This is a genomic window from uncultured Dysosmobacter sp. (assembly GCF_947631165.1).
In the GTDB taxonomy this organism is placed as follows: domain Bacteria; phylum Bacillota; class Clostridia; order Oscillospirales; family Oscillospiraceae; genus Oscillibacter.
The window spans coordinates 1-11480 of the sequence record NZ_CANRKH010000061.1; the positions used below are offsets into that span (position 1 = coordinate 1).

Annotated in this window: 17 protein-coding genes; 7 read left to right on the forward strand and 10 right to left on the reverse strand. The window is 55.8% G+C overall.

What is annotated here, in order from left to right:
- Positions 1-642 precede the first annotated feature (642 nt).
- From Q0Z69_RS15535 to Q0Z69_RS15565, 7 genes are all read left to right on the forward strand, one after another.
- The gene (locus tag Q0Z69_RS15535; RefSeq protein WP_298035313.1) at positions 643-816 is read left to right on the forward strand and encodes a hypothetical protein; all 174 of its coding nucleotides are present in this window, start codon (positions 643-645) and stop codon (positions 814-816) included.
- Between the two features lie 64 nt (positions 817-880).
- The gene (locus tag Q0Z69_RS15540; RefSeq protein ID WP_298035314.1) at positions 881-1132 is read left to right on the forward strand and encodes a helix-turn-helix domain-containing protein; all 252 of its coding nucleotides are present in this window, start codon (positions 881-883) and stop codon (positions 1130-1132) included.
- A complete protein-coding gene (locus tag Q0Z69_RS15545; protein WP_298035315.1) occupies positions 1110-1337 on the forward strand; it encodes a DUF6514 family protein in 228 nt (75 codons plus the stop codon). The genes Q0Z69_RS15540 and Q0Z69_RS15545 overlap by 23 nt, the downstream gene beginning before the upstream one ends.
- A 108-nt stretch (positions 1338-1445) precedes the next feature.
- A complete protein-coding gene (locus tag Q0Z69_RS15550; RefSeq protein WP_298035316.1) occupies positions 1446-2330 on the forward strand; it encodes a LysR family transcriptional regulator in 885 nt (294 codons plus the stop codon).
- 173 nt (positions 2331-2503) lie between these two features.
- Positions 2504-3328, forward strand: coding sequence for a DUF3100 domain-containing protein (locus Q0Z69_RS15555; RefSeq protein WP_298035317.1), 825 nt, complete (start codon positions 2504-2506; stop codon positions 3326-3328).
- Entirely contained in the window at positions 3325-3789 is a 465-nt protein-coding gene (locus Q0Z69_RS15560) for a hypothetical protein (RefSeq protein WP_298035318.1), read from the forward strand. The genes Q0Z69_RS15555 and Q0Z69_RS15560 overlap by 4 nt, the downstream gene beginning before the upstream one ends.
- Before the next feature lie 16 nt (positions 3790-3805).
- A complete protein-coding gene (locus tag Q0Z69_RS15565; RefSeq protein ID WP_298035319.1) occupies positions 3806-5143 on the forward strand; it encodes an amidohydrolase in 1338 nt (445 codons plus the stop codon).
- Here Q0Z69_RS15565 and Q0Z69_RS15570 read toward each other — a convergent pair.
- The 10 genes from Q0Z69_RS15570 to Q0Z69_RS15615 form a co-directional block, all read right to left on the reverse strand.
- Positions 5127-6113, reverse strand: a complete 987-nt coding sequence (locus Q0Z69_RS15570; RefSeq protein WP_298035320.1) for an IS3 family transposase — start codon at positions 6111-6113, stop codon at positions 5127-5129. The two genes, Q0Z69_RS15565 and Q0Z69_RS15570, sit on opposite strands and share 17 nt — an antisense overlap.
- A gap of 166 nt (positions 6114-6279) precedes the next feature.
- Complete coding sequence (locus Q0Z69_RS15575; RefSeq protein WP_298035321.1) at positions 6280-6483, reverse strand: helix-turn-helix domain-containing protein; 204 nt, start codon at positions 6481-6483, stop codon at positions 6280-6282.
- Positions 6484-6857: 374 nt separating this feature from the next.
- On the reverse strand, positions 6858-7610 hold the full coding sequence (locus tag Q0Z69_RS15580) for an N-acetylmuramoyl-L-alanine amidase family protein (RefSeq protein ID WP_298035322.1): 753 nt from the start codon (positions 7608-7610) through the stop codon (positions 6858-6860).
- A gap of 2 nt (positions 7611-7612) precedes the next feature.
- On the reverse strand, positions 7613-7942 hold the full coding sequence (locus Q0Z69_RS15585; protein WP_298035323.1) for a hypothetical protein: 330 nt from the start codon (positions 7940-7942) through the stop codon (positions 7613-7615).
- A gap of 59 nt (positions 7943-8001) precedes the next feature.
- A complete protein-coding gene (locus Q0Z69_RS15590) occupies positions 8002-8484 on the reverse strand; it encodes a holin family protein (protein ID WP_298035324.1) in 483 nt (160 codons plus the stop codon).
- On the reverse strand, positions 8484-8972 hold the full coding sequence (locus tag Q0Z69_RS15595; protein WP_298035325.1) for a hypothetical protein: 489 nt from the start codon (positions 8970-8972) through the stop codon (positions 8484-8486). The genes Q0Z69_RS15590 and Q0Z69_RS15595 overlap by 1 nt, the downstream gene beginning before the upstream one ends.
- The gene (locus Q0Z69_RS15600; protein ID WP_298035326.1) at positions 8965-9447 is read right to left on the reverse strand and encodes a hypothetical protein; all 483 of its coding nucleotides are present in this window, start codon (positions 9445-9447) and stop codon (positions 8965-8967) included. Before Q0Z69_RS15600 ends, Q0Z69_RS15595 begins: the two co-directional genes overlap by 8 nt.
- A 10-nt stretch (positions 9448-9457) precedes the next feature.
- Positions 9458-10027 (reverse strand): putative phage tail protein, encoded by a 570-nt coding sequence (locus tag Q0Z69_RS15605; RefSeq protein WP_298035327.1) that lies wholly within the window; start codon positions 10025-10027, stop codon positions 9458-9460.
- A gap of 12 nt (positions 10028-10039) precedes the next feature.
- Positions 10040-11116: a baseplate J/gp47 family protein gene (locus Q0Z69_RS15610; protein WP_298035328.1), complete on the reverse strand. Its 1077-nt coding sequence runs from the start codon at positions 11114-11116 to the stop codon at positions 10040-10042.
- Positions 11094-11480: DUF2634 domain-containing protein (locus tag Q0Z69_RS15615; RefSeq protein ID WP_367272337.1), on the reverse strand; the 387-nt coding region annotated here is incomplete at its 5' end. The genes Q0Z69_RS15610 and Q0Z69_RS15615, both read right to left, overlap by 23 nt.

The window sequence follows — 11480 nt, forward strand, 5'->3', positions numbered from 1 at the left end:
AAAAACTGACCACCATCTAGATCCGGAAATTCTACAACGACCTGCAAAAGAACGGCAGAGTGCAGCGTTATAAGCACGTCGAACTGAAGAACAAGGGCTTGAGCATCCGTGTGGTGCATGGCATTCATACCCTGCTGAACAACTGTCTGGGACAAGCGGCGGCCGTAAGGCTCATCCTAACCAACCCGGCAAAAGGCTGCAGGCTTCCCAAGATGGAGAAAAAGGAAATGAAGACTTTACCACAGGAGAAGATAGGGCCATATCTCATGGAGGCAGACAAACGAGGCGCCTGTTGGCGGTGTACTATTTCCGCCGGCACATGTGGTCCGCGTGGCCTTGGAGAGGAGGCCAGAAAGGCTCCTCGTATAATCTCGTATAATAAAGTCGCGGTTTGGATGAGGTGGTAAACCGCATAAAACCCACTTGTTGTTCCACAAGCCCTGTGGGATAATAAAGTCAGCAGGTAGAGGGCGCAGGACTGCTCCATGAAGAAATGATTTCAAAGAAAGGATTGCGCCGCTGTCTTTGCGGAGTGACATGAATGAGCTGGATGGCAAATGTGCGCTGTATATCTAACGAGGTTGTCCCTGCAAAGAAGCGTGAGGAAACTCTGCCTGAAAATTTGAGACAGGAGGTTTCGCCATGTACTACTACGGACTTGATATCGCCAAATACAAGCATGAGGCTACCGTCATAGACGAAGCCGGGAAAGCCCTGTTGGACAGCATCTCATTTTCCAATAGCAATGAAAACGGGCTATATGAAGTGATTCCACCCAAGCCGAATCAACAAAATTCAGCAGATTCCACAATGTGAACACGGCGTTCGTCGACATGTGCTAAACGCTGGAATATTCTTCCTCTTGTTGAGGAGGGATACCATGGCTGATAGAAAGAGAAAGCCGATCCACATCTTTGCCAGTATTCTTTGCACTGCCAGGAGTGACCGCGGGATGACCCAGCAGGAGGTAGCGGATCATCTTTGCTGCTCCAGGCGCTGGTACCAAAAAATTGAGGCAGGGATGGCCAGACCCAGCTGGCAGGATACTATTTTGCTGATGGCGCTTTTTGAGCTTGACGTGGCAACTCTTGCAAAGGAGGTGGGCTTTCATGTTCCAGTATCTTCCCGTTGAGATGGCGCTGCATTCTCCCTATTTTGACTGCGGCCGCACATTTGGGCTTCGCGTCCTACGCGTGGAAAATGGTCAGGATGAGGAGGTCATGCTTCTGCCGGATGTCTCCACAGACTTTTCCTTTGTATTGCATCTTGCGGATATTTTTACACGCAAGCAGCTTGATCCCATTCATCTTTTGGATGTGATTGAAGACTCTATCTGATCTTTATCATTCGCGCCGGGCCCGAGGCCGACAGTTTCGAACCCCTCTTGACAAGATTGCCCTAACGCCGGATAATATTTTAAAGAAAAATTTCCGGTGGTGATTCAAATGACATTGCAGCAAATCAAGTATTTTATTGACGCGGCGGAGTCCGGCTCCATCAGTGAGACCGCCAGGCGCATGTATGTCGCACAGTCCAGTGTCTCCAGCGCCATCAAGGAGTTGGAGCGTTTTTACGGTGTCCAGCTGTTCCACCGCAACGCCAAGGGTGTGGCCCTGACCGGGGCCGGCGAAGAGCTGCTGATCGAGCTGCGCGTCGTTGTCAAGAAGATGGACTTTTTGCAGCACAAGTACCATGAGCGCGGGACGAAGAGCATCACTTTCTCTGTTGCGGCGCAGCACCACATTTTCGGGCTGGAGCCATTTATATCCGTCGCCAGGGAGATCACATCCAAAAAATACAAGCTCTGTTTTCTGGAGAGCTGCACATCTGATATCCTGGAAAATGTTGAGCGCGGGTATGCGGATATCGGGATCTTCTTTTTCGCCGATCCCATATCCAAGCAGGTGTTGCAGGAGATCCGGAACCACAGCCTGCAATATCACAGTCTTGGAACGGAGATGCTCCATGCGCACCTGCGCAAGGACCACCCACTGGCCGAAAAAACATCCATCTCCATCAGCGATCTGATGTCCTATCCCTGTATCACCTATGACCACATCCTGCGCTCCAATCCTCTCAGCGGCGAGGCGATCGCCTCCTGTCCCCGGAAAATCGGCACCACGGACCGGGCCGTGGCGTACAGCCTGCTCTGCAATCTGGACGCTTTTCTCACCGGGAGCAGCTACTGCTCCCCTGAGGAACGTAATCAAAACATTGTGGCCCGCCCTATCCAGAACAGCTACCTTATCCACCTGGTCTGGGTCGCCCGCGAGCACTACAAGCCCAGCGAGATCGCACAGCATTTCATTGATCTGCTGCCCCGTTTTTGATCCTCCGCACCCCGGTGGGAGTCCATCGAAAATCCGATGGACTTCCATCGTTTTTTGCCTATCTGAAATTCCAATGGATTTCTAACGATTTTTGACCTCTTCTTACAAAAAACCACATCCGCTATAATCAGTAATATCTAATTCCGGAAAAAAGAAAGGACGTGGAGAAAAACATGGAAGTCAAGAGTAGCCCCATCAAGCGGTACGGAAAACTGATCGTCATCGCCATTGTCATCGCAGTCGCCGCCGATCTGATTGGTACCATCAACATCAACATCGGCATCGGCAACCTGGTCATCTTCCCACTGGTCATTGCCACGATCATCGGCGGCATTCTCGGCCCCGATCTGCTGAAGGTCTTTACAGAGTCTGAATGCAGGGACGCCGGTGATATGGTCCTGGTGGTCATCGCTCCCTTCATGGCGCGCATGGGCATCTCCGCCGGAGGCAATCTGAGCAAGCTTGTGGACGTGGGCCCCGCCCTGATCCTGCAGGAGCTGGGCAACCTCGGCACTGTGTTCCTGTCCCTGCCGCTGGCGCTGCTGCTCGGTCTGGGTCTGGAATCCATCGGCGCCACCTACTCCATCAACCGTGACGGCAACCTGGCGCTGTCTACCGACTACTGGGGTCCTGATTCTCCCCAGACCAAAGGCACCTTCTCCGTGTACATCGTCGGCTCTATCATCGGTACCATTTTTATCGGCCTCTTCGCCAGTCTTGTGGCCTCGCTGAACCTGTTCCACCCCTATGCCCTGGGCATGGCCAGCGGTGTCGGCAGCGGCTCCATGATGGCGGCGGCCGCCGCGACCCTGGGCGAGATCTATCCCGAATACGCGGAGGAGATCCTGCTCTACGCCAGCACCAGCGACACGCTCACCGGCGTGGACGGCGTTTATATGGGTACGTTTATCGGGATCCCCCTGACGACCTGGCTGTACAAGAAGCTGCAGCCGATCCTGGGACGCGAAAAGAAGCAGGCAAAGGAGGAAGTGAAATGACTTTCAAGGAATTTTTTGTGAACCGCCTGGGGCTGATGCTGCTGGCATGGGTCATGGTCATCATTGGCAACATGGTCGGCTACGGCGTTTCCTTCGGCCAGGCGGCAGCCGGTTCCGCCCTGCTGTGCGCCATCGGCCTGTTCGGCCTGCTGCTGAACAAGTTCCTCAGCCGCTGGGTCAAGCTGCCCTCGATGATCTTCGTGGCGCTGACCGGCCTGTTGCTGGCCTGCCCCATCTCCCCTGTCCGTGACACGGTCATGACGCTGGCCAATTACTCCAGCTTCATGGCCCCCACGGCCGCCTTGGGCGCTTACGCCGGCATCGCCATCGGCAAGGATTTCAAGGACTTCACCAAGGCCGGATGGAAGTATATCATCATCACGATCTTTGTCATCGCCGGCACCTTCTTCTTCTCCGCTCTGGTGGCACACCTGGTCCTGGCGGCCACCGGACAAATTTAAGGATAGGAGCGCTCTCGTGAAAACTTGTGACATTTTTGTGAAAAACTGCCGGGTGCTGCAGCCGGATATGAGCATCTCTGAGGACTGTTCCGTGGTCATCGACCAGTCCTGGATCAAGGAGGTCGGTCCCACCGCCGATCTGGAGGCCGCCTATACGGCCGCCACGGTCCTGGACGGAAAAAACAAGCTCATGATGCCTGGCTTCGTGGATGCCCACATGCACACCTGCCAGCAGCTGCTCCGCGGGCGCACCGCGGACGAATACCCCATGGTTTGGACCCGTTTTCTGGTGCCCTTTGAGAGCAATCTGCTGCCGGAGGACTCCTATGTCAGCGCGAAGATGGCCTGCCTTGAGATGATCAAAAACGGCACCACCTCCTTCGCCGACTCCGGCGGCGTGCACATGCACCGTGTCGCAGACGCCGTGATCGAAAGCGGCATGCGCGCCGCCATCGCCAAGTCCACCATGGATATGGGCAACGCCATAACCGGCGCCATGAAGGAGACCGCGGAGGAGGCCATCGCCCGCACGATTGAGCTGTATGACACCTATCAGGGTGCCGGAGACGGTCGTATCGACATCTTTTTCGCCATCCGGCAGATCATGACCTGCTCGGAAAAGCTGATGCGCATGGTGGCGGAAAACGCCGCAGAGCGGTCTACCGGCATCCATATGCATCTGTGCGAGCACCGGGACGAGGTCAGCTTCTGCCTGCAAAACTACCAGAAGCGCCCTGCCGAGGTGCTGGCAGATCTGGGGGTCCTCGGTCCCCGCCTGCTGACGGCGCACAATGTCATGCTCTCAGATCATGACATCCAGCTGCTGGCCGACAACCAAGTGAAACTCGTCCACTGCCCCCGGGCCAACCTTTGCAGCCACGGTTTCCCGAAGGTCCCGACCATCCTACAGGCCGGCTGCAGCGTCGGCCTCGCCTCGGACGGCAGCTCCTTCTCCGGTGTCGATCTCTTCGATGAGATAAAGGTGCTGCGGTACGCCATGCTCTGTTTCTGGGGCCTGTCCTACTTTGACCCTGTAGTCATGACGTGCAAAACGCTGCTGAAGATGGCCACGCAGGGCGGCGCCAACGCGCTGGGACACGGTGACATCCTGGGTACTGTGGAGGCCGGCAAGAAAGCCGACGTCATCCTAATCAACCTTGACCAGCCCCATTTCCTCCCCTCCCAGGTGCTGGTCAACACCCTGGTGGATTCCGGCTGCGGCCGGGATGTGACCGACTCCATCATTGACGGCAAGCTGGTCATGAAGGATCGCGAAGTGTTGACCATGGACGAGGAGCAGGTGATGTACGACGCCCGCGTCCACATGGAGCAGATCATCAAGCGCGCCTACTGATCGCCCCTTGAAAAAGGTACCTGTTTTTTGCAGGTACCTTTTTCTGCTCCCCAGAGGTGAAGTGCCCCCTGTCACTATGGACCAAAGGTCTGCTGTCAGGGCATTGCCGAAATGCCCGTTCAAAAGTATCGAGAATCAGAGCGGTGTCGTTTTTTCGGCTCAAAGAAAAAGAAACGATGTTCCGGCCATATAGATCCAGAATGGCACTCAGATACGCTTTGTGGTCCGCCCCATATTTAAATTCCGTCACATCTGTCAGCCATTTTTCGTTCTGCCGGCAAGCTGTAAACTCCCTGTTCAGGATATTTTCAGCGATATAGTCGGCAGTTGCTTTCTTTTTGCGCCTATTGTGCTTTTTCCGCCTGCGTACAGAGTGCAGGTTGAGAACACACATCATGTAAACCCGCTTGAGATTACACTGGATTCCATACCGCCGTTCCAGGATCAGTTTCATCTGTCGATAGCCGGGGATGCCGTGTTGGCTCTGGTATATCTCAGAGATAAACTGCTCATCGTCAGACTGTTTTTTGCTGACTGTCCGATTTTGCCATTTATAATAGGCGGACCGACTGGCTCCAACCGCTTCGCAGAGCTGTCCCACAGGCCACCCCTGTTCTTGGTGCAGCTGCTGGACTACCTGATATTCCAACAGGTTCCGCACGCCGCTGAAATCTGCCTCTCCCAGTCTTTGGAGCTTGCATTGCTGAAGTCTGCGGCGGACGGCTAATTTCAGTTCCATGGCGGTTTCCTTGGCTTTCAGTCTCCTGTTTTCCACCATGACCTCAGGAAGTTTCTTTTGAGCCTTTTTATGCGTGCAGGATAATCTCTCCAGTCCACCCGCATGGCATGCTCTTACCCAGCCGTAAATCTGCTGATAAGTGCAGCCGAAGCTGGCCGCTGTTGCTTTGTAGTCTTTGCCGTGATCGATGCAGTACTCTACCGCCGCTTTTCGTTTCTGGTAACTTGTCATGGCCATCCGGCCCCCTTTTCGTTTCCCGCCGGGGGATTGGAATTCTTTCTGACCATTATACGACAAAATCCATTGCTCCAGTTGTGTTCTTGACCGCAGTTGATATTTTTACAGACAGTCTCAATACTCGACTGCCCCGATAAGTACGATTCTACCGCCTGCCGCTTTACTGTTTCTGGATAGTACCGGATTTGAGTGCGATGCTGCGATCCGGCTTCTCAAACATTTCATAGTTCAGCAGCCATTTTTGAAGCGTACTGCGATTTATGCTATACTTTGCTGCGATCTTATTGAGACTGCCTGTTCCAGCAAGATACTCCCTTACCGCACTCAGCTTTAAAGCTGGTTCCACTTGATTACTGATCGCCATATATGATTGCTCCCCATAGTGTAGTTTTCAGAGTTGCTATCCTCTGTTTGTCTACTCTATGGGGAGCATATCATATTGGTAAGTGTGTTGGTCAGCACAAAAAAGCAAAAGCTAAATTCGACTTTTTGCGAAAGAAAATACAGAAAAGATCATGATTTCTTATGAAATCATGATCTTTTTGACGGAGACTACTGGACTCGAATCAATATCCCCTGAAATATAGGGTGGAATTGTTGCAATTACAGGTAGAATTGCACAGAAATTGCAACTTTATAAAGAAGTATGCAAGACATCATTGAATCATAGTGGGTACTAAAGTGGGTACTCACCCCATACCATTATTTTACTATTACGTAGATAATGCCTGACAGATTTTACTGTACTGCCATGTTCATGCCGACAGATTGCAGTTTCTTATCAAAGCCGCCGCCCCGATAGACGAATACCAGCGTCCGAACCTGCTCGTGGGTCAGGTCGATCACGTCACCGTTGCCCTCCGGATCACTGCCGTCGCCCTGGATGATCCCGGCGGTCATCAGAGCCTCGATGACGGGCCGGAACTTGGCCGGGATCTCCTTCAGATATTTGTAGGTCACAGTTTCTGCCTCCAATTCCAGCCGCTGCTTGAATGCCGCCCACTTCTGTGCACCGATGAGATAGCTGGGACAGTGCTTGCCGGTTACATCAAAATGCCGGACTACATTCGCCAGTGGGATGTTGTACTTGGCCATCAGCTCCCGGCCCAGTGCCGCAGCGTTGGCCATGGTGGCCTCACTGGCCTGGTACACACCGTTCCGGATGGTGTCGCACATCTCGATGCTGATGCTGTTGGTATTGGTCACAACGCCGTACAGCGTCCCTCCGCCGGTCAGATCCGCATTGGAATACTTCATGCCGCCAACGGACCAGGCCACCCGCAGGTCCGGCACAGAGCGGTATATCGTGTCATCGTCGACAAAATAGTGGGCGCTGGCCTCTACTACATGCGTCAGAAAATAGGCGGCGTTGTTTTTTGAGAGGTCTCCGTCATTACCGGTGTAGTGATAGACCAGGTACTTGATTTGGCTGGCGGCCCGGGCACCGCCATAGTTCCCGGGTGCCGCCAGCAGTTCCTTCAGGACGTACACGCTCAGTCAACCAGCAGGCGGCCCTTGACATGGTACATCCGGCCGGCAATGAACACCAGGGCGTAGCTCTCGCCCATGTCGCAGTTCACCAGCTGGCCGCCCCGGACCTCCACCTTGTCCATGGTGCCGGTACCGGTATCCAGCAAGCCCCAGCCGTTGGCCTGGTCGGGATAATAGCCAATGGTAGTGGTCCGCTTGTCCGCTTCAGTCAGCACATTCTTTTCCGGATCCAGATGCAGGCCAGCACCAGCCTCCTTCAGGGCGGCGTTGGTCTCCTCCAGGGTCTTCTCTCCAGCAGTGTACTTTCCGATGATCTCAGTGATGTTCTTCATGATATGGTCTCCTTTTCAGATTGATATAAACGCCTTGCGGCGGGATGCATGAGCCAGGATCATTTATTGTCATCGCCGGTGATTTTGTCGCCAGCGGCGTCCACGGCGTTCTTACCGGCGGCCAAAACACGGAGCAGCCAGGAGGGGACCGGGGCCCCCATGGAAATGGCGTGTTCTGCCAGGCTGCCTAACTCCCCGATGATATACCAGACGATTACCAGGGGTGCCAGCAGGACTGAGTATTCAAACGGCAGCGTGATACCAGGGAGGTTTGCCAGCATGGTGCCGATCAGCCAGTCTGCCACCAAGGCCACGATGACAATGATGACCATGCCGCCTTTGTGCCAGGCACCCTCCCGGAGTTTGGCGCTGGACCAGTCGCCCCGCTTAACCGCCGCTGCGCTGCCCACCAGCCAGTCTGCCAGCATCAGCAGCACCCAGGCGATCACCAGCCAGCCAAACCAGCCCCAGATAGCTGTCAGCGTGCCCAGGACGCCGGCGACGAGGGCCTTGATATGCAACAGGTTGTTTTCGTTCTGCATCACTGCACCTCCTCAAAATACTGCCCGACCAGCTCATGCGGCAGGAACTGCAGCACAATGGTGCCGCCCTCAGCCTCGCCAATGCGCTGACACAGATAGACTTTGTTATTCTCCGTGTCCAGGTAATACTGGCCATAGATGTACTCCATGCCCCGGGCGGCGGTGATGGGGCTTTCCAGCGTGCCGCTTTCCCCCTCCTTGGACACAGCGGACCATAGCGCGGGAGTTGCTTCAGGAGTCCACGCATCGTTGCCGGTGGCATCGTGCTGCTGCCTCAGCTTATAGATCATATCTCCCTGCTTGTAAGGAGTGCCAATGGGAACGTTGGAATAATCCCTGGGCCGCCAGGTAGGGATCATGGACCGCTTATCCAGCAGTTCCTCGTTGGAGATCGTGCCAGCAACAGCCTGAGCCGCGATATTGGCGGCGTCGGCCCTGCCCCGTTCCCGCATGGTTTCCTCTGCCAAGTTGATGATGTTGTTATCCATTGCTTTCCACTCCTTCCGTGTAAGCGGTCTCCAGCCGGACAGCCACCTGTTCCGCGGTCCCGGCCTGCTCCATGGCGCTGATCGCGGCGGCCTGCTGCTGGATGGTATGCTCCTTTTCCAGGATAGCGGCATCCTTCTGGGCCGCCTCCCGCTGAAGTGTTTCTACCTGTGCCTGGTACTCGGTGACATCGCCCAAATATTGCCGCGCCGTCTGGACCGTTGCGGTGTAGCTCCGGGTATTGCTGTCATAGGTGATCTTGACCAGATCGAAGCCATAGCCCTCGGGAAGCCCCGCTTCATTGTCCCGATTTGTCAGCTTCTCAATGACCGGCCTCTCCCAGTTGATAGCCTCGATCTGCTCCAAAGAAGCGTTTTCCCGTTCAAACAGGATCTGATACTGCCCATTCTCAAAGCTCCGGCGAACGAATGCTGCCATCACACCGTCGATTTTCCAGTGCTTGCCGAAAAATCCCATAAATACCTCCTCAATTCTTGGCGTGGACACAGAATTTCGCATCGAATTCCGCCCACGTTGTTGGATTGTCCTCAAACCACTGCCAGATCAGCCCAACGCTCTCCACATCGGCCCAGGTGAGGCCGGAAATGACAAAACGCAGGTGGGCTGGTTTGATCTGCTCTACAATAGAGCGGACCTCTTCCACATTGATGTCTGCCAGGGTGTTTGCCTCTCCCAGAAATTCCAGGGAAAAGCTGTAGTCACCGTTGACGATGACCCGTGCCTCATAGCCGGTGATGGATTCCGCCAGTCCCCGCACCATCTCCGCCGTGGTGTTGCCGCTGGCTACCAGCTTCTGCTTGATGGCCGCCCGGCGGGCAGCCTGGGAAAGAGAGGCGTCTGTCTGGATGCCTACCTGCTGTTCCCATAGGCGCAGGCCCCAGGTCGCCGTATCCACAAAAAACTGGTCGATGACGTCTTCCAGAGCGGCCTTGGCCTCCAGGCTGGCGTCCGCCAGCGTTTCGATGATTGCCTTGCTCTGCTCGCAGGCGTAATGGTAGGCGGGTACACGTTCCCGCTCCGGCAGGGTCTCTCTCATGCTCTCGCCTCCTCAGGTAATGGTGATGGTTCCCACCACAGGAGCATCCCCGGCGTTGATGGTCACGGCGGCAGAGGCCCCGTCTACGGTATAGGCGCTGTAATCCGCTACGCCTGGACACTGCAGCAGGCAGGCCAGAAAACGGCTGAAGGGAATCGTGACGGTCGTTCCGAATGGCTGACTGGACAGCAGTTCGTTGACTGCTGCTTCCAGCTGATCCCCGACCTGGTCGGTGGAATAGCCCTCCACCAGGGTCACAGATGCGGTCAGCGGGATCTCCCGCTCCGCCACGCTGACGACCGTGACCGTAGCGCCGATGGGCCGGTTTTCCTCGATGTACGCGGCACAGGCGCTGCGGATGGTCTCATCCACCGGCCCGCGATCTGCCCCGGCGATGACCACCTTCACCGTGCCGTTGCCGTTCCACAACGGGATGCAGTTGGCGTAAGCCACGCCGGTGACCTCTGTGGCCCAAGTGATATAATGGTTTTTATTGCCGCTGGTGATGGGCAGAGTCCGCCGGGCATGATACCGGGCATAGAGGTCGGCGTCGCTTTCCTCATTGACGCCGCCGGTGGCCGCCACATCGTTCCGCACCGACAGTACACCGGCCACATTAATGTACATGGACGTGATATAGCCGGCGGGCAGATTGTAGTCGGCGCCGATCTCCGCCGCCTCAGCCTGCGCCGTGGCCGTGCCATCGGCAATGGTGGCATCCTGGGTGGTGATATACTGCAGGCCGCTCTCCGGGGCGTACAGGGCCGTCCCAGCCGGGATATAAGTGCCGTTGGCGCCAGTGAATGTGACGGGCACAGTGGCCTTTTTTCCAGGCGCCCGGACCATACCCACCTGAGCCGCGTTTTTGTCGATATACTCTCCGGCAGTCTCATCGGGAAACACCATACTCAGAAGGCTCGGGAACTGCTGGTAGAGCTTGTAGATCTGATAGGCTGCCACGCTGACCAGGGTGTTGGCGTAAGAGCCCTCCCGGGAGTCGATATGGGCCCCCTTGACCTCCAGGTCTGACAGCATATTGGCTTTGATGCGCTCCGGCGTCAGCTCGTCATAAGGCGATGTCGCAGCCATCGATGCTCACCTCCCCATAAATCGTTGTCATTTTGAAATGCAGGCGCAGCAGGGAATCCTCAAAGGCCACGCTGACCTGCGAGACGCCGGTGATGTATGGATTCACCAGCAGCGTCTCCCGGACGATCCGGATAGCCTCAGACTGCCGGACTTCCTCAGCGTAAGACTGGCCCAGCAGGGCAGAAAAGTCCGGCCCATAGTCGGAGCTGTAAACGTCGTGGGCAAATCGCTCCGTATGCAGTGCGTTCCAGGCCCAGATCAGGACCGCCCGCTGCCCGGTCACAAAAACCGGCGAGCCGTCCCGCCAGACCGGCTGATTGGCGGTAAAATCCCAATCCGTCTCCCGGCAGAGGGGCAGGCCCTC